Origin of the sequence: Roseovarius sp. E0-M6, assembly GCF_037083845.1 — a bacterium.
Lineage (GTDB): Bacteria > Pseudomonadota > Alphaproteobacteria > Rhodobacterales > Rhodobacteraceae > Roseovarius.
This window is the reverse complement of sequence record NZ_JBAPLA010000008.1, coordinates 25,197-41,940: the sequence shown is the minus strand read 5'-3', so window position 1 is coordinate 41,940 and position 16,744 is coordinate 25,197. Positions and strand designations below refer to the sequence as shown.

Genomic DNA, 16,744 nt, shown 5'->3' with positions numbered 1-16,744 from the left:
ACGCATCCCCGTTGGTATCGGGCAAGCACATCCCGCGTGAAGGGCGCGCGGGAGGAGCCGCACGCCCTTCACCACGAAACGCAAGCGAACGGGGCTCAGTTCCCGACCTCGGTTGCGTCGCGCGTCACGGGTTGGGGCGATGCGGGGTCCGGGAATGTCAGCACAGGGGTCAAACCACTCATATCCGGCGTCATGGCCGCAGTCGGGGCGGTAAACGCGCTGAGCGAAAGGCTCAGCACCAAGGCGCCAAACGCAATCACGTGCGGGGTTTTGTTGGTAGATTTTTTCATGTCCGGCTTCCTTTTCTAAACCGCTCAGTTCAGAAATAACATCTAAACCATGCGGTTTAGATTGCAAGCACGAAATGAACTGGGTGGTTCACTTTGTCACATGGCCACCTTTCGTTGCTTGCATTGCTCAGGCCAGCCGCTAGTTTAGAACCATTCTAATTATGACCCGACAGGCCCACCATGATTCCCGGATTGATCCAACGCCGCCATTTCTCTGACCTCTCTGAACAAGAGGTCCTGGCCCTCGCCATCTCCTCCGAAGAGGACGACGCGCGCATCTACCGCACCTATGCCGAACGGCTCAGGCAGGAATTTCCCGACACGGCCAAAGTGTTCGACGGCATGGCTTCCGAGGAAGACGCGCACCGCCGCGCCCTTATTGACCTGCATACCAAACGCTTCGGAGAGGTGATCCCGCTCATCCGGCGCGAACACGTGGCCGGCTTTTATGCGCGGCGCCCTGTCTGGCTGACCGAGAACCTCGGGCTCGACCGTATCCGCGACGAGGCCGCCACGATGGAGCGCGACGCCGAAGCCTTCTATCTCAAGGCCGCCGCGCGAAGCTCGGATGCTGCAACGCGCAAGCTTCTGGGTGATCTCGCCGCCGCCGAAGCGGGCCATCAGGATAGCGCCGACGCCCTGACCGAAGAGCACCTTTCAGGCGATGCACGCGACGCAGAAGACCGCACAGCGCACCGCAAATTCCTGCTGACCTGGGTTCAGCCGGGCCTTGCGGGGCTGATGGACGGATCGGTCTCGACCCTCGCACCGATCTTCGCCACCGCCTTCGCCACCCAAGACACTTGGACCACCTTTCTGGTCGGACTCGCGGCGTCGGTGGGTGCGGGCATCTCCATGGGCTTTACCGAGGCCGCCTCGGACGATGGTGAGCTTTCGGGCCGGGGCAGCCCGGTGAAACGCGGCTTGGCGTCTGGCGTCATGACCACGGTGGGCGGGCTTGGTCACGCGCTCCCGTATCTCATCCCGGATTTCTGGACCGCCACCACCGTCGCGATCCTCGTGGTTTTTGTCGAGCTTTGGGCCATCGCGTGGATTCAGAACCGCTATATGGAGACACCATTCTTCCGTGCCGCCTTTCAGGTGGTTCTGGGCGGCGCGCTGGTGTTCGCAGCAGGTGTGCTCATCGGTAGCGGATAGCCGGACAGACCTCAGTCACCGCCAATGAATTCGCTACCGGGTAGGGGTTCTCCCTGTGTGGCACAGGCGGCCAGGCCGAAAAGAAGCACAAGCATCAGGCAAATCCTGCCAAGAGTTGCATGTAATTTTGTCATTTCGCTTTCCTTTCCATGAATGCCGCAGGCGCGCTCCGGGCACGCGGCGGCCCAACCCCGAAACGGCGGGCACAGACTTACGAAATCGAAAACACCGACCACAGCGCCGGACGCACCCGTCACTGCCGGGCACAATGATAGCACAGATACCACGCAAAACCGAAATCTCTGCATCCCCAACCCGGTGCGTTTCGCCGTGCATCCTCGGGCTGAACCCATGGCGGGGACGGCGCTATAGCCCAAAAGCTGCACCCGAAGACACGTCGAAAGCCGCCAACCCGAATATCGGCCCTGCGGACGAAATGAACATTCGCTGCATTTGCTCCAAAGTCGGCTATGAGAGTTTCTTCGTTGAAAAGCGGCCTAAGATAGTGAAGCCGCCCAGCCCAAAAAGTCTCGAAAGAGGAAACGAACGCCCTCATCTGGAATAACCCAGTCAGCCTTGGATTCTTTGAACCAAAGTGAACCGAGATCAGTCTCATTGTCAGCTAAGAGTTTCTCGCAGTACGTGACTAATTCCCGCACGGCTTGATCGCCGTAACGCATGGCGAAACTCTCATAGATATCATTTCGCCCGTTTGGAGTGTCCGCCCAACCAGGGTGAACAAGATCAAGATCCTGATGAAACTGTAGAGTGAAGTCATAAAACGCCTGAGGTGGTTTCATTTAGTCCATCCTTGGATAAGAGGTAACAATAATGAAGCCGTCTGGCATCTCTGAGGCGTGCCGAATATATGTCCCTACACCAAATGTCCGGCGTAAATGGACCGGCGATGAAGCCCTTTTTGCGATCCGGTAGGCCTCTATTCCTGTAATGGAACTGAAAGTGCTCGTTACAAAAGCATCTGCAATTTCCCCACGCGCTACCGCCTTCACGATATCAGAATTTTGAGCAAGATTGGAATTTGTAAGTTTCTGCGCCGCTCCAAGAGACGGAAAAGTTCCGTGTCGCCACCGATACTGGGTTGCGAAAAGCGTTCTCCCGCGTGGAGTGCTAACCGATCCGATTAGGAAGGCTTCGCTCTTTCCGACATGCAGGGCAATGGTGTGGCCCCCGCCTGCCTCATGGACTGAAAGGTCTTGTGGAGGAACGCCGCCATCAGAGCCGGCTAGAATTACGTTGATTTGAGGTGCTGGCGCAATCGGTTCCGCATAGCACCTACAGTTATGCGCTTCGCCAGGATGCCCGCCCGCCGGGGGATCATCCCAACGAAACACCTGATCGTCATATTCTGCATGGCTATCGCGCACCTTGGCGTCGTCCTGCGAGCGCCAAATATACCACTCAATGCCAAGGTCTTCCTGCCGGAGCTGATTGATCAGTCCTGCAAAGGCGCGCAAAAGGCGTTCTTCCATGGCCGTTCGAAGCGGCCTAAGCCGTTGCGGATGATTTTGATATTCGCTGTATATGCTCTCAAGCCGAGCGTCCCATGCGTTGAGCGCTTCCTCTTTGGCGTCTGACACATCTCGCAAATCGGATGCTAAAACAATTGGCACTGTGTCAGGCGGCGTCAGCGCGTTCAGGAGCATCCGAATGTTTTCGGAAGTCACCTGATCGAGGCGTTCGCTGAAATCGGCCTGCAAAGCGGAATAGTTTGGGAAAGTGGATTTGAGCGATAATCCCAAGCGGTAGCCAACCAGATGACCATGTCGCTGCGCTATTCTGTACTGGCTATCGCTACCATGCCGGAGGAAATCGCTGAAACTGTGTTGCATAGAACATCTGAGTGCGTGCGAGACAGGTTCTATTTACAATTGATAAAGAAAAGATCAGGCCACCGTTCGCAACATACTCCATTCGCGTCAGAACCAGACATTCAAGCATTGCGCAGCATCGGTCATTCTGGCCTCAGAGCAGACATTGCGCTCCGAGCCTCTGAAAGGCTCATATGCACCACGAAATGCACAGCACTGGGCCGGCGCGCCGGGTCCGCAGCGCAATTGACCCCGGCCTCCAGCATGCTACGAAGCGTCCATGCTGGCCGTGTTCCTTCAAACCATTCCGTTCTTTCTGGTCATCGGCCTTGGCTACGGCGCCGGTCGAACCGGGTTTTTCACCGAAGAGGCCACCGCGTGGCTGACGAAGTTCGTGTTCTACTTCGCGTTGTCGGCAATGCTTTTCCGGTTTTCGGCCAATCTCTCAATCGCAGAGGTGTTCGACCCGTTTTTCGTGATGGCCTATCTCTGGGCCACCGCCTTCGTCTACCTGATCGCCACCGGCATCGCCCTGCTGCGCCGTCAATCGGTCGAGGTGGCGGCAATCGAGGCACAATGCGCCGTGATCGGGAATGTCGGCTTTCTCGGCATTCCGATGCTCTCGCTTCTGATGGGCGAGGCCGCCATCGCCTCGGTCATGCTGGTGCTGGCGGTTGATCTCATCGTTTTCGGCTCGCTCATCGTGATCCTTGTCACCGGATCACGCGACGGGCGGATGAATGTGCGTATCCTTGGAACCGTTGGCCTCGGGCTGCTCAAGAACCCGATGATCGTGTCGATCATTCTGGGGCTCGCGTGGTCCGGCACAGCCCTGCCGTTGCCGCAGGTGATGAACAGCTTTCTCTCGCTGCTTGGCGGCGCGGCCACGCCCGGCGCGCTTTTCGCCATCGGCGCGTCGCTCGCATCGAAATCCGCCGAAAGACCGGTCATCGCGGGATATCTGGCGTTCTGCAAGCTCGTGCTGCACCCGGCCGCCGTGGCGGTTGCGGCGCTCTTTCTCTTTCCCGTTGCCCCTTACCCGGCGGCGGTGATGATCGCGGCCGCGGCGCTTCCGGTGGCCGGAAATGTCTACATCCTCGCCCAGCATTACGGCATCGCGCCACAGCGGGTTTCGGCGTCGATCCTGATCTCGACCACGCTGGCAGTTGTGACCGTATCGCTGGTGATCGGCTGGGTCTCGGTGCTGAGCTGACGCCGCGCGCGCACCAAACACCGCTTTCGGGCTTTCGGGACGGGCCGCAAATGGGCTAAGCCTTGGCCAAGATCATGCCATGCCACGCAAACCCACAGGGAGAAACGCCATGGAAATCAAATCCGAAAATGCCTGCTTCGGCGGAGTGCAGGGCGTCTACACGCATAAATCCGATGCCACCTCCTGTGATATGACCTTCGGTCTCTTTCTTCCGGTCGAGGCGCAGGACGGGCCGGTGCCGGTGCTGTGGTATCTTTCCGGGCTGACTTGCACCCACGAAAACGCCATGACCAAGGCCGGCGCTCAGGGCTGGGCCGCTGAACATGGCATCGCTCTCGTCTTCCCCGACACCTCGCCGCGTGGTGACGACGTGGCCGATGACGATGCTTTCGACCTTGGCAAGGGCGCGGGCTTCTACGTCAACGCCACCCAAAGCCCGTGGTCCCCGCATTTCCGCATGTGGGATTACGTGGCCGAGGAACTGCCCGCCCTGCTGGACGAAAACTTCGCCATTGATCTCGACCGGCAGGCGATCAGCGGACATTCCATGGGCGGACACGGGGCACTGACGCTGGCGATGGGGCTTCCGGGGCGCTACCGCTCGGTCTCGGCCTTTTCCCCCATCTGCCACCCGAGCCAGAGCGACTGGGGCCGCAAACAGCTTTCCGCCTATCTGGGCAACGACGAAAACACGTGGTCCGGCCATGATGCCACCCATCTCATGCGCGAGGCGGGTTTTGACGGGCCGATCCTGACCGACACCGGCACCAAGGATCAGTTCTTTGACCTGCTCAAGCCCGAGGCCTTCGCCGCCGCCGTGACCGAGCGCAGGCAACAGGCCACGCTGCGCCTGCAACCGGGATATGACCACAGCTATTTCTTCGTCTCGTCCTTCATGGAAGATCACGTCAGCTTCCATGCCGAGGCGCTCTACGCGTAACCCTCCGAAAGGCACGCGCCACATGTCGCATTACGATCTGATCATCATCGGTTCCGGCCCCTCGGGGCGCTCCGCCGCCATTCAGGCCGGCAAGCTCAAGCGCCGCGTGCTCGTGGTTGACCGCAAGGACCGGCTGGGCGGCGTGTCGGTGCATACCGGCACGATCCCCTCGAAAACCCTGCGCGAAACCGTTCTCAACCTTTCGGGCTGGCGCGAACGAAGCTTCTATGGCCGCTCCTACCGCGTGAAAGACGATATCGAAGCACAGGATCTCAAGGCCCGCCTGCACAAGACCCTCGATTACGAGGTCGATGTGCTCGAACATCAGTTCAACCGCAACCATGTCGACACGCTGATGGGTATGGCGCGGTTCATCGGCCCGAACGAGATCGAGGTCGCAACCGAGGCGGGCGATACCACCACGCTCACCGCCGACCGTTTCCTCATCGCGACCGGCACCAGCACATATCGCCCCGATTACGTGCCCTTCAACGGCAAGACGGTGCTCGACAGTGACGAGTTTCTCGAACTCGGGCAGATACCGCGCAGCCTGACCGTGGTGGGCGCGGGCGTGATCGGGGTGGAATACGCCACGATGTTCTCGGCGCTTGATGTGCGGGTGACCATGATCGAACCGCGCGACAGCTTCCTTGATTTCATCGACCATACGATCATTCAGGAATTCACCCATCAAATCCGCGAAAACGGCGTCGATCTGCGCCTCGGCTCTCCCATCGAAAAGATCGAGGACGCGGGCGAGCATGTCGAGGTGACGATGGGCAACGGCCGCCATGTGCGGTCCGAAATGCTGCTCTTTGCCGCCGGGCGCATGGGCGCGACATCGCGCCTCGATCTCGACAAGGCCGGTCTTGAAACCGATCACCGCGGCCGCCTCGATGTGGACCGCAAGACTTATCAGACATCGGTGAAGCACATCTATGCGACCGGCGACGTGATCGGCCATCCCTCGCTTGCCTCCACCGCCATTCAGCAAGGGCGCGTTGCGGCCTGCCACGCGCTCGACACCCCCACCTTGCCGGAATCGCCATGGTTTCCCTACGGCATCTATTCGGTCCCCGAGATTTCGACCTGCGGCATGTCCGAAGAGGAAATGCAGGAGCGCGGCATTCCTTACGAGGTCGGTGTCGCGCGCTTCCGCGAAACCTCGCGCGGGCACATCATGGGTCTGGAACACGGCATGCTGAAAATGCTCTTCTCGCTCAAGACACGGCGCGTGCTGGGCGTGCAGATCGTGGGCGAGGGCGCAACCGAACTCATTCACATCGCGCAGGCGGTTCTGAACCTCAAGGGCACGGTGGATTACTTCGTGCAGAACACGTTCAACTACCCCACCCTCGCCGAAGCCTACAAGATCGCCGGTCTTGACGCCTTCAACCGCATGCCCATTCCCAAGGAATACAAAAGCCACCCGAAACCCTGACACGGGCGGTCGCATGCCGAAGGCCCTCTGAAAGTTCACGCCATGCCGATCTATGTCGATGCCGATGCCTGTCCCGTGAAATCCGAGGTCGAGCGCGTCGGCACCCGGCACGGCGTGCGCATGTTCATCGTCTCCAACGGTGGCCTGCGCCCCTCTCCCAATCCGCTGGTCGAAACGGTGATCGTGCCCGACGGGCCGGATGTGGCCGACATGTGGATCGCCGAGCGCGCCGGCGCGGGCGATGTGGTGATCACCGGCGATATTCCCCTTGCCGCCAAATGCGTCGACGCGGGCGCGCGCGTGCTCAAGCATGACGGAGACCCGTTCACCCCGGCCAATATCGGCAACGCACTGGCAACCCGCGACCTGATGAGCGATCTGCGCGCCGCCGATCCATTTCGCCAAGGCGGCGGGCGCGCGTTTTCCAAGGCCGATCGCTCGCGTTTTCTCGACGCGCTTGAACGCGCACTCCGGCAAGCCGCCCGCGATTGACCTCAGCGGTCCGGGCGCGGTCGGGTGTTCCTTTGCGCCCGCGCCTTGTATCTTTGCGGCGACAAAGACCCAAAGATGCCCGCCACGCGGTCCCGCCGGCAAATCCGGACCGCGCGGCCCTTTACAATCGCGCGCCCCTCCCCTTTCCTTGCGGCCAATCCCCAAGACCGGAATCGCCCCGTGACCCTGACTGCCCTTCCTCGCTCCAATATACTCGGCGCGCTTTGCGTAAGCGTGGCGGCGCTGTGCTTCTCGCTCAACGACATGGGGATCAAGTTCCTGTCGGACGATTACGCCCTGCATCAGGTGGTCTTCCTGCGCTCGCTCGTCGGGGCGGCGACGCTGTTCGCGCTCATCATGCCCTTCGCGGGCGGGCTCGCGCTCATGCGGACACGCCGCCTGCGTTGGCATATCGCGCGCGGGCTCTGCGTGGTCTTCGCCAACTCGTTTCTCTTCCTCGGTCTCGCGGTGCTGCCCATTGCCGATGCCGTGGCGATCTTCTTCGTCTCGCCCCTCGTCATCACGCTCATGTCGGTCGTTTTTCTGGGCGAAAGCGTGGGGCCGCGCCGCTGGACCGCCATCGCGGTGGGCTTCGTCGGTGTGCTGATCATCGTGCGCCCTGGCACCTCGGCCTTTCAGGTCGCGGCGCTCTTTCCCATGATCTCCGCGGTCCTTTATGGCACGATGCACATCATCGCGCGCCGCATCGGCAGCACCGAAAGCGCGGCAACCATGACCTTTTATATCCTCGTCTCGTTCATGGTGGTCTCGGTCGCGGTCTGGGCCGTCGCGGGCGACGGGCGGTTCGCCACCTCGCCGCACCCGTCGCTGCAATTCCTCCTGCGCGCGTGGCGGCCCGTCGACCCGGACGATATTCTCATTTTCATCATGCTGGGCACCTCGGGCGTTCTGGGCGGTCTGCTCATAAGCCAAGCGTATCGCATTGCCGAGGCCGCCTTCGCCGCACCGTTCGAATATGTCTCGATGCCCATGGCCATCATCTGGGGCATCACCATCTTCGGCACCTTTCCCGGCCCTTCGGCCTGGGTTGGAATCGTGCTGATCGTGGGCTCGGGACTCTTCCTCATCTGGGCCGAATCCCGCGGGCAGAGGCGGGCCGATCCACGCACGAGGGTCTACAAATGACCGTGCGCGCCGTCATCTTCGACATCGGCAACGTGCTGATCCGCTGGCACCCCGAGGCATATTACGAAGCGCGGTTCGGCACCGACCACAGCGCCGCCTTCTTCCGTGAGGTCGACATTCACAGCGTGATGAACCGGATCGACGCTGGCGCGCATTTTGGCGACACACTCGAAGACGCGGCCCACGAAAACCCCGGCTGGAGCGCCGAGACACGCGCGTTGCGCGACAACTGGACCGACATCGCCCAGCCTGCGATCGACGGCTCGGTGCGGCTCCTGCATGCGCTGAAATCTGCGGGGGTGCCGGTCTTCGCCCTGTCGAATTTCGGCGCCCAGAACTTTCCCCTTTCGGAGGCGCAGTTCCCTTTCCTGCGCGCCTTCGACCGGCGCTATATCTCGGGCGCGATGGGCATGGCCAAACCCGACCCCGCGATCTATGCCGCCGTCGAGGCCGATTGCGGGTTCCCGCCGGAAACACTCCTGTTCACCGATGATCGCGCCGACAACATCGCCACTGCACAGACACGGGGATGGCACACGCATCTCTTTGAAACGCCGCAGGGCCTCGCCGATTGCCTGACAAGACATGAGCTACTGAGCAAGGAGCAGATCACATGAGTTTCACCCATATCCCTTTCGCCGAGGGCGAGGCCAATCTCGACTGGATGGCACTGACCCGCGCATTCAAGGCGGGGCACACCCTCCCCAAGGCCGAGATCGGAGATACGTTTCTCTATCGCGATCCCGACACGCTTCTGTCGCGGGCGGCTTGGATCGACGGGATGGGCCTTGCGGTGAAATCCGCCACGATCTTTCCCGGCAACCCCAAGGCCGACAAGCCGATGATCAACGGCGCGGTCTGCCTCTATTCCAATAGCGACGGCACGCTTGAGGCGCTCATCGACTTTCACCTCGTGACCAAGTGGAAGACGGCGGGTGACAGCCTTTATGCCGCCACCCGTCTGGCGCGACCCGACAGCGAAAATATCCTCATCGTCGGGGCGGGCACCGTGGGCCGCAACCTTTTCGCAGCCTATTCCGCCGCCTTCCCGAACGCCCGGTTCACCGTTTGGAACCGCACCCGCGCCAACGCCGAAGCCATGGCGGCGGATTGCCCGGGCCTGAATGTGGCCGATGACCTCGAACAGGCGGTGCGCGCCGCCGACATCGTCACCTCGGCCACCATGTCCACCGAACCGCTTCTCAAAGGCGCATGGTTCCGCCCGGGTCAGCATATCGACCTGATCGGCGCCTACCGCCCGGACATGCGCGAAGCGGATGACGAGGCGCTCAATCGCGTGCGGATATTCGTCGACAGCTACGACACCACCGCCGGCCATATCGGTGAAATCAAGATCCCGCTCGAAGCTGGCACCATCGCCCGCGACGACCTTATCGCCGACTATTACGAACCCGGGAAATTCACGCGACAGAGCGATGACGAAATCACGCTGTTCAAGAACGGCGGCGGCGCACATCTCGACCTGATGACCTCGCGCTATATCCTCGATGCGTGGCGGGACAGCGGCAAATGATATGGTGGCTGCTGGCAGCGGCGGTATTGCTTCTCTATGCCCCGCTTCTGCGCGATTGGCTGCGCGCGCGTATGGACGATCGCGCACGCGCCACGGCCCCCGGCACCTTTGCGGACCTGCCCCGCGGCAAGACCCATTATCAATGGCACGGCCCCGAGGGCGGGCCGGTCATCGTCTGCATTCACGGCCTCACAACACCAAGCTTCGTCTTCGGCCCCATCGCCGCACATCTGGCAGGGCGCGGGTATCGTGTCCTGACCTATGACCATTATGGCCGCGGCTATTCTGACCGGCCACGCGGCGCGCAGGATCTGGAATTCTTCTGCGATCACCTCACCCACCTGCTCACGGCGCTCAAGACGGACGGGCCGGTGACGCTTCTGGGGTATTCGATGGGCGGCGCGATCGCCACAGCATACACCGCGCGAGACCCGAACCATGTCGATGAAACGGTGCTTCTGGCACCGGCGGGGCTGGGTCACGACCTCGGGCCGGTCGCGCGGCTTGTCACCAACCACAAACGGTTGGGCCAATGGCTGATGCACCTGACCTATGCCCGCTCCTATCGCGCCGCCACCCGCGCCGAGCGCGACCTCGAAACAAGCTCGATCCCCGGCATTGTCGATCTGCAACTCAATGAACTGCGCTATCGCGGCTTCATCCCGGCGGTCTGGTCCTCGCTCTACCACACACTTGATCACGATCTTGACGAAGAGCATCAAACCATCGCCGACGCCGGTATCCCCGTGCTCGCGATCTGGGCCGAGGAGGATGACATCATCCCGGTCGCGGGCGCGGACAAGCTCACCTCGCTCAACCCTTCGGCGCGTAACATTATCGTTCCGGGGGCGGGCCACGCGCTCGCCTATACGCATACGTCCGAGGTTCTGGCCGCACTCGACCACCTCACATCACAGCCCTGAAGGCTACGATCACGTCACCAGATATTCGGAACCGGACAGAAGGTCCGAGCCTGAAACCGGTCTTGACAGAAAACATACACCCTTGCATGTTTTCACCGAACCCGTCTGGAGATCACCCCCTTGACCGCCCCCCGCGCCCTGCGCAAAACCCGCGATGACTGGCTTGAGACCGCGATCGGCCTGCTGAAATCCGGTGGCATCGAAACGGTGCAGATCACCGCGCTGTCCCGCATGCTGGGCATCACCCGCGGCAGCTTCTATTGGCATTTCGAGAATCGCGATGACCTTCTTGGGGCGATGATCGCGCAGTGGCGCGCGCGCAATACCGGCGTCATGCTCGATGCGTTGTCCGGGGCGCGCGACCTTGACGACGGGCTGCTCGCGCTCTTCTCGATCTGGGTCGATCATACCCGCTTTGATCCGGCGCTCGATCAGGCGGTGCGCGACTGGGCCCGCCACGCGCCCCATGTCGCCCGCGCGGTCAGCGCCGAAGACGATGCGCGCATGGCCGCCATCTCGGATTTCCTTATCCGGCACGGCTTCGCACAGCCCGAGGCGTATATCCGCGCCCGGGTGATCTATCTCACGCAGGTCAGCTATTATGCGCTTGGCATCTGTGATCCGGGGCCCGAGCGGCTTGGCTATCTCGATCCCTATTTTCGGTGCTTTATCGGCCGCCCGCCCGATCGCGATGCCGCAGAGGCGTATGTCACTGATTACCTCGCGATGCTCGAACGGCATGCGACATGACCGATCACAAAGCCCTCATTTCCACGCTCCCCGCCGGCAAACTGGCCGAGCTTGGTCAGCTCAATGACCGGGCGGGGCTTTGGCATCTTGCCGGGCATATGGGCCTCATCGCGGGCTTCGCGGTATGGATCGCCCAAGGCTGGTGGCTCTGGCAAGCGGCGCTTGTCGCACAGGGCATCGCGATATGCTTTCTCTTCACTTTACAGCACGAATGCACCCATAAGACACCCTTTCGCACCCCATGGCTCAATGAATGGGCGGGACGGGCCGCCGGATTTCTGATCCTGCAACCCTTCGAATGGTTCCGCTACTTTCACCTTGCCCACCATCGCCACACCAACGATCCCGCGCGTGATCCCGAACTCCTTGCCGGGGGCAAGCCCGACACTTGGCGTGCCTATGTGATCCACGTCTCGGGGCTGCCTGTCTGGTGGGCGATGGCGCGGCAAACGCTACACAACGCTCAGGGCCACGATCCGGGCGCCTATGTGCCGCGCCGCGCCCTGCCGCGCCTCCGCCGCGAGGCACGCATCATGCTGGCGCTCTACGCGCTCGTCGCACTCAGCCTGCTGGCCACGCCGCTCTTGGTCTGGGTCTGGCTCCTGCCCGCGCTTCTGGGGCAGCCCTTTCTGCGGCTATACCTTCTGGCCGAACATGGCCGCTGTGCCTTCGTCGCGAACATGCTGGAAAACACCCGGACCACCTATACCAATCATGTCATCCGCTTCCTCGCGTGGAACATGCCCTACCATATCGAACACCACACTCTGCCCAATGTGCCCTTCCATGGGCTGCCCCGGCTCAACACCCTGATGGCCGACCACCTTGTGACAACCGCGCCCGGATACACCAGTTTCACCCGGTCCTATCTCGACGATCTGCAGCGCGAGGCGCGCTAAGGTGTCCCGGCTGATAAATGCCTGCGACACTTTACCGGGGTGGGCCCCGCTACACTTTCCGCGTCACCAGCCTATAGTCCCAGTTGGAAACGTCCGATGTCACGACCTCAGAAAGGAAGCCCATGAAACATCTCATCGCGCCCGCCCTCGCCAGCCTTGCTTTGGCCTTGCCCGCGTATGCCGAAGGCGATGCAGAGAAAGGCGAGAAAACCTTCCGCAAATGCAAAAGCTGTCACATGATCGAGGATGGTGACGACACCATCGTCCGCGGCGGCCGTACCGGGCCCAACCTCTATGGTATCATCGGACGCACTGCCGGCACAGTCGAGGGGTTCCGCTATGGCGACAGCCTTGTCGAAGCCGGCGAAGCGGGACTGGTCTGGACCAAAGAAGAGTTGGCCGAATATGTACAGGATCCGCGCGCCTATCTTCAGGACTATCTCGACGACAAGGGCGCCAGAAGCAAGATGAGCCTGCGCCTCAGAAAAGGTAGCGAAGATGTCGCAGCCTATCTCGCCACTTTCGGAGCGTCCGATGACGACGCCGGGATGGACGGCGACGGCACCACAGCGGATGACGCCTCCTGAGCCAGCGCCACAAAAAAACGGCCGCGAAATCGCGGCCGTTTCTTTGAACTGGAATGCTCGGATTAACCGCGCATTTCCTTGCTGTTCATGATGTCATCTTTCCTTGCTGCTCATGACGTCATCCATGTCCATGTCGGGATTGCCTTCGCACATTTCGCGGATTTTCACCATAACGTCGGCACCCTTCATTCTTTCGCGGGCACCCTCACGACCGCCTTCGGTATCATCATTATTCTCAACGATCACCTGATCATCGCCACCCATGTCGGGATCGTTCCCCCTACTTGCTTGCCGCGCGGCTTCGCGACCACCCATATCATACATCGCGGCCATCTTTTCATCCGCGCTCAGGGCGTCAAATTCTCCACAGGTCATTGCGGCGGCAGGCATCGCCATTGCGGCGGTCAGACCGAACACCGAAACAGTCTTGAGCATCATATTTTTCATTACTTTCCTCCTTTGGACAGGTCCGCACGCCTTTTGACGCACGGCCCTCGTTGGTAAAAACCTATGTTCCCACAACGGACAGACCGCAGCCCGGTTCCAAAAAAACCACGCTTCGGGAAATTTTTTCCAAAATTCCATACTTCGCGAAATTCATATGCACTTACATACCCCGTTCCCGAATCGCGCTCTGGCCCACGAGCACGAGCGATCTTCTTGCCGGATGCGCCAATTTATTTGATGTGCGTCAATTTCGAACATTGCCCCGCACCTCACTGCACTCTAAAACATCCAGTGATCATGGGTGCATGTCGCTCACCCGCCACAAATGTCAGCAGGAGGCATCAAATGGCAGACGCAGCCATTCACGGCCACGACCATCACGACGACCGCGGGTTCTTCACCCGCTGGTTCATGTCAACAAATCACAAGGATATCGGTATCCTTTACCTGATCGTGTCGGCCTTCGTGGGCCTGATCTCGGTCGCCTTCACCGTTTACATGCGGCTCGAACTCATGGAGCCGGGTGTTCAGTATATGTGCCTCGAAGGGGCGCGTTTCATCGCTGACAGCTCTGCGGCCTGTACGCCAAACGGGCACCTCTGGAACGTCATGATCACCTATCACGGTGTGCTGATGATGTTCTTCGTGGTGATTCCCGCGCTTTTCGGGGGTTTCGGCAACTACTTCATGCCGCTTCAGATCGGTGCGCCGGACATGGCGTTCCCGCGGATGAACAACCTTAGCTTCTGGCTCTATGTTGCGGGCACCTCGCTTGGTGTCGCCTCGCTCCTGTCGCCCGGTGGCAACGGTCAGCTTGGTTCGGGCGTGGGCTGGGTGCTCTATGCGCCGCTCTCCACCTCCGAGGCGGGCATGTCCATGGACCTCGCCATCTTCGCGGTCCACGTCTCGGGCGCGTCCTCGATCCTCGGCGCGATCAACATGATCACCACCTTCCTCAACATGCGCGCTCCGGGCATGACGCTCTTCAAGGTGCCGCTCTTCTCGTGGTCGATCTTCGTGACCGCATGGCTGATCCTGCTCAGCTTGCCGGTGCTCGCGGGGGCCATCACGATGTTGCTGACCGACCGTAACTTCGGGACAACCTTCTTTGACCCGGCGGGCGGCGGTGACCCGATCCTGTATCAGCACATCCTGTGGTTCTTCGGTCACCCCGAGGTGTATATCATCATCCTTCCGGGCTTCGGCATCATCAGCCACGTGATCGCGACCTTCTCGCGCAAGCCGATCTTCGGCTATCTGCCGATGGTCTGGGCGCTGATCGCGATCGGCGCGTTGGGCTTCGTCGTCTGGGCGCACCACATGTATACGGTGGGCATGTCCCTGACCCAGCAAAGCTACTTCATGCTGGCCACGATGGTCATCGCGGTGCCGACAGGGGTCAAGATCTTCTCGTGGATCGCGACCATGTGGGGCGGCTCGATCGAGTTCAAGACACCGATGCTCTGGGCCTTCGGCTTCCTCTTCCTCTTCACCGTGGGCGGCGTCACCGGCATCGTTCTCAGTCAGGCGGGCGTCGACCGTGCCTATCACGACACCTATTATGTCGTGGCGCACTTCCACTACGTGATGTCGCTCGGCGCCGTCTTTGCCATCTTCGCGGGGGTCTACTTCTACTTCCCCAAGATGACCGGCAAGATGTATCCTGAATGGGCGGGCAAGCTGCACTTTTGGACAATGTTCATCGGTGCGAACATCACCTTCTTCCCGCAGCACTTCCTTGGCCGTCAGGGCATGCCGCGCCGCTATATCGACTACCCCGAGGCGTTCGCGCCGTGGAACTGGTGGTCGTCGATGGGGGCGTTCCTGTCCTTCGCCAGCTTCGTGTTCTTCTTCGGCATCATCGCCTACTCGCTTCTGCGCGGTGCGCGCGTGACACAGGCGAACCCGTGGAACGAATACGCCGATACGCTGGAATGGACCCTGCCCTCGCCTCCGCCCGAACACACGTTCGAGCAACTCCCCAAGCGCGAGGACTGGGACAAGCAACACGCGCACTGACGCGCGACTGTTCCCAAAGATCGAAAAGGCCCCGGCTCAAAACCGGGGCCTTTTTTCGTCATGCCATGTCCTGAGCTAACCGCGTAAAGCGAGACTGCGCGCGCCCGCTTCACAGTTGCCACGACTCGCCCGGCACCGACGCGATACATACGTGACTACCGACGTAATACCGACGTGCCGGGCGGCGCGTTAACCTTTGGGAAGTCCGTGGCTTCGGTCGTATGCGTTGGGCGCGGGTGGCTGCCATCCGTCCAAGGCGCCCTCCTCGGGGTCGAACACCTCCACCAGCAGCGGATAGCACGCCGCCGTGTCGCTCGAATGCTCGGCCGAACAGTCACCGCCGGGGCACGCACTCAGCGCGCCAAGAAGATCAATTTCTGCAATGAATTCAATATAATCACCGGGGCGCACCGGGCTGGCTTTCATGAAATACTGACCGGTATCGCGGGTGAAACCGGTGCACATGAACACGTTCAGAACGTCATGCACAGCCGCCTCAGCGACCTCCGGCTCAAGCCCTGTCGCCTCAACGAGCGCACGGGTCAGGTTCGAGTGACAGCAATGATGATACTGTGACCCAGAAAGCAGAGTCCCCGTATAAGGATCACACCGCGTCCCGATCACATCATGCACCGAGCCCCCGAATTCATCCATCCCATACCAGTTCAGCGTATCTTCGATGATCGTGGCCATCGGCCGCAGATACGGAAAGTATGACCACATGCGTTCACCTGTCGTCAGGTGGGTTCCATGCAAAGCCCTTGTTTTTCCTGAATAAAACCTCTCACTGAGGGTCTCCGCACTCCACAGGTTCAGATCGCCGACCTGCGGCCCCTCAACGCTCGTGATGCGAAAGAACTGGCCCGCCTTGACCTGAAACGCACAGGCGTCACGCGGGGCCGCCACGGCCTCGCTCACCTTGCGCGCACTCGCGCGCGCGCGGCGATAAAGGTCAAGCGGCACATCCGGCAGCGTTTCATTCGGATAGCAGATCACCGGCACGGCGGCACGGCGACGGGCAGCATCGGATGGCTCTCGGGTCATCGGGCGGCGCTCCTCTCAGGTGATGCGCCGCC

18 protein-coding genes are annotated in these 16,744 nt (G+C 61.0%); 13 read left to right on the top strand and 5 right to left on the bottom strand.

Annotated features, from left to right (window positions below; all coding sequences use genetic code 11):
• Nucleotides 1-95: 95 nt before the first annotated feature.
• Nucleotides 96-290, bottom strand: coding sequence for a hypothetical protein (locus V8359_RS16660; protein WP_336430216.1), 195 nt, complete (start codon nt 288-290; stop codon nt 96-98).
• 180 nt (nt 291-470) lie between these two features.
• Here V8359_RS16660 and mbfA point away from each other — a divergent pair, with 180 nt between their 5' ends.
• Nucleotides 471-1,448, top strand: coding sequence for an iron exporter MbfA (gene mbfA / locus V8359_RS16655; RefSeq protein WP_336430215.1), 978 nt, complete (start codon nt 471-473; stop codon nt 1,446-1,448).
• A gap of 497 nt (nt 1,449-1,945) precedes the next feature.
• Here mbfA and V8359_RS16650 read toward each other — a convergent pair whose 3' ends face one another.
• The gene (locus V8359_RS16650) at nt 1,946-2,248 is read right to left on the bottom strand and encodes a hypothetical protein (RefSeq protein ID WP_336430214.1); all 303 of its coding nucleotides are present in this window, start codon (nt 2,246-2,248) and stop codon (nt 1,946-1,948) included.
• Entirely contained in the window at nt 2,249-3,298 is a 1,050-nt protein-coding gene (locus V8359_RS16645; RefSeq protein WP_336430213.1) for a phage minor head protein, read from the bottom strand.
• 259 nt (nt 3,299-3,557) lie between these two features.
• Here V8359_RS16645 and V8359_RS16640 point away from each other — a divergent pair, with 259 nt between their 5' ends.
• From V8359_RS16640 to V8359_RS16590, 11 genes are all read left to right on the top strand, one after another.
• Complete coding sequence (locus V8359_RS16640; protein ID WP_336430212.1) at nt 3,558-4,490, top strand: AEC family transporter; 933 nt, start codon at nt 3,558-3,560, stop codon at nt 4,488-4,490.
• A 109-nt stretch (nt 4,491-4,599) separates the two neighbouring features.
• Complete coding sequence (gene fghA, locus V8359_RS16635; protein WP_336430211.1) at nt 4,600-5,430, top strand: S-formylglutathione hydrolase; 831 nt, start codon at nt 4,600-4,602, stop codon at nt 5,428-5,430.
• Between the two features lie 22 nt (nt 5,431-5,452).
• Nucleotides 5,453-6,871, top strand: coding sequence for a Si-specific NAD(P)(+) transhydrogenase (gene sthA, locus V8359_RS16630; protein ID WP_336430210.1), 1,419 nt, complete (start codon nt 5,453-5,455; stop codon nt 6,869-6,871).
• A 42-nt stretch (nt 6,872-6,913) separates the two neighbouring features.
• Nucleotides 6,914-7,363 carry a YaiI/YqxD family protein gene (locus V8359_RS16625; protein WP_336430208.1) on the top strand — a complete coding sequence of 150 codons (450 nt, stop codon included), beginning with the start codon at nt 6,914-6,916 and terminating at the stop codon, nt 7,361-7,363.
• Nucleotides 7,364-7,543: 180 nt separating this feature from the next.
• A complete protein-coding gene (locus tag V8359_RS16620) occupies nt 7,544-8,509 on the top strand; it encodes a DMT family transporter (RefSeq protein ID WP_336430207.1) in 966 nt (321 codons plus the stop codon).
• On the top strand, nt 8,506-9,126 hold the full coding sequence (locus tag V8359_RS16615) for an HAD family hydrolase (RefSeq protein WP_336430206.1): 621 nt from the start codon (nt 8,506-8,508) through the stop codon (nt 9,124-9,126). Before V8359_RS16620 ends, V8359_RS16615 begins: the two co-directional genes overlap by 4 nt.
• Complete coding sequence (locus V8359_RS16610) at nt 9,123-10,043, top strand: ornithine cyclodeaminase family protein (RefSeq protein ID WP_336430205.1); 921 nt, start codon at nt 9,123-9,125, stop codon at nt 10,041-10,043. Before V8359_RS16615 ends, V8359_RS16610 begins: the two co-directional genes overlap by 4 nt.
• Nucleotides 10,040-10,966: an alpha/beta fold hydrolase gene (locus V8359_RS16605; RefSeq protein ID WP_336430204.1), complete on the top strand. Its 927-nt coding sequence runs from the start codon at nt 10,040-10,042 to the stop codon at nt 10,964-10,966. Before V8359_RS16610 ends, V8359_RS16605 begins: the two co-directional genes overlap by 4 nt.
• A gap of 120 nt (nt 10,967-11,086) precedes the next feature.
• Nucleotides 11,087-11,716, top strand: coding sequence for a TetR/AcrR family transcriptional regulator (locus tag V8359_RS16600; protein ID WP_336430203.1), 630 nt, complete (start codon nt 11,087-11,089; stop codon nt 11,714-11,716).
• Complete coding sequence (locus tag V8359_RS16595; protein ID WP_336430202.1) at nt 11,713-12,615, top strand: fatty acid desaturase; 903 nt, start codon at nt 11,713-11,715, stop codon at nt 12,613-12,615. Before V8359_RS16600 ends, V8359_RS16595 begins: the two co-directional genes overlap by 4 nt.
• 122 nt (nt 12,616-12,737) lie before the next feature.
• The gene (locus tag V8359_RS16590; RefSeq protein ID WP_336430201.1) at nt 12,738-13,202 is read left to right on the top strand and encodes a c-type cytochrome; all 465 of its coding nucleotides are present in this window, start codon (nt 12,738-12,740) and stop codon (nt 13,200-13,202) included.
• Between the two features lie 93 nt (nt 13,203-13,295).
• Here V8359_RS16590 and V8359_RS16585 read toward each other — a convergent pair whose 3' ends face one another.
• The gene (locus tag V8359_RS16585) at nt 13,296-13,649 is read right to left on the bottom strand and encodes a hypothetical protein (protein ID WP_336430200.1); all 354 of its coding nucleotides are present in this window, start codon (nt 13,647-13,649) and stop codon (nt 13,296-13,298) included.
• A gap of 345 nt (nt 13,650-13,994) precedes the next feature.
• Between V8359_RS16585 and ctaD the strand changes: the two genes are divergently transcribed.
• Nucleotides 13,995-15,668 (top strand): cytochrome c oxidase subunit I, encoded by a 1,674-nt coding sequence (ctaD, locus tag V8359_RS16580; RefSeq protein WP_336430199.1) that lies wholly within the window; start codon nt 13,995-13,997, stop codon nt 15,666-15,668.
• A gap of 189 nt (nt 15,669-15,857) precedes the next feature.
• On the opposite strand, the gene V8359_RS16575 is transcribed toward ctaD, so the two are convergent.
• Complete coding sequence (locus V8359_RS16575) at nt 15,858-16,712, bottom strand: urea carboxylase-associated family protein (protein WP_336430198.1); 855 nt, start codon at nt 16,710-16,712, stop codon at nt 15,858-15,860.
• Between the last annotated feature and the right edge of the window lie 32 nt (nt 16,713-16,744).

Excerpts from the sequence above, each read along its gene's own strand:
- V8359_RS16660 (WP_336430216.1), bottom strand. The coding sequence starts at position 290 with ATGAAAAAATCTACCAACAAAACCCCGCACGTGATTGCGTTTGGCGCC.
- mbfA (WP_336430215.1), top strand. The coding sequence starts at position 471 with ATGATTCCCGGATTGATCCAACGCCGCCATTTCTCTGACCTCTCTGAA.
- V8359_RS16650 (WP_336430214.1), bottom strand. The coding sequence starts at position 2,248 with ATGAAACCACCTCAGGCGTTTTATGACTTCACTCTACAGTTTCATCAG.
- V8359_RS16645 (WP_336430213.1), bottom strand. The coding sequence starts at position 3,298 with ATGCAACACAGTTTCAGCGATTTCCTCCGGCATGGTAGCGATAGCCAG.
- V8359_RS16640 (WP_336430212.1), top strand. The coding sequence starts at position 3,558 with ATGCTGGCCGTGTTCCTTCAAACCATTCCGTTCTTTCTGGTCATCGGC.
- fghA (WP_336430211.1), top strand. The coding sequence starts at position 4,600 with ATGGAAATCAAATCCGAAAATGCCTGCTTCGGCGGAGTGCAGGGCGTC.
- sthA (WP_336430210.1), top strand. The coding sequence starts at position 5,453 with ATGTCGCATTACGATCTGATCATCATCGGTTCCGGCCCCTCGGGGCGC.
- V8359_RS16625 (WP_336430208.1), top strand. The coding sequence starts at position 6,914 with ATGCCGATCTATGTCGATGCCGATGCCTGTCCCGTGAAATCCGAGGTC.
- V8359_RS16615 (WP_336430206.1), top strand. The coding sequence starts at position 8,506 with ATGACCGTGCGCGCCGTCATCTTCGACATCGGCAACGTGCTGATCCGC.
- V8359_RS16610 (WP_336430205.1), top strand. The coding sequence starts at position 9,123 with ATGAGTTTCACCCATATCCCTTTCGCCGAGGGCGAGGCCAATCTCGAC.
- V8359_RS16605 (WP_336430204.1), top strand. The coding sequence starts at position 10,040 with ATGATATGGTGGCTGCTGGCAGCGGCGGTATTGCTTCTCTATGCCCCG.
- V8359_RS16595 (WP_336430202.1), top strand. The coding sequence starts at position 11,713 with ATGACCGATCACAAAGCCCTCATTTCCACGCTCCCCGCCGGCAAACTG.
- V8359_RS16590 (WP_336430201.1), top strand. The coding sequence starts at position 12,738 with ATGAAACATCTCATCGCGCCCGCCCTCGCCAGCCTTGCTTTGGCCTTG.
- V8359_RS16585 (WP_336430200.1), bottom strand. The coding sequence starts at position 13,649 with ATGAAAAATATGATGCTCAAGACTGTTTCGGTGTTCGGTCTGACCGCC.
- ctaD (WP_336430199.1), top strand. The coding sequence starts at position 13,995 with ATGGCAGACGCAGCCATTCACGGCCACGACCATCACGACGACCGCGGG.
- V8359_RS16575 (WP_336430198.1), bottom strand. The coding sequence starts at position 16,712 with ATGACCCGAGAGCCATCCGATGCTGCCCGTCGCCGTGCCGCCGTGCCG.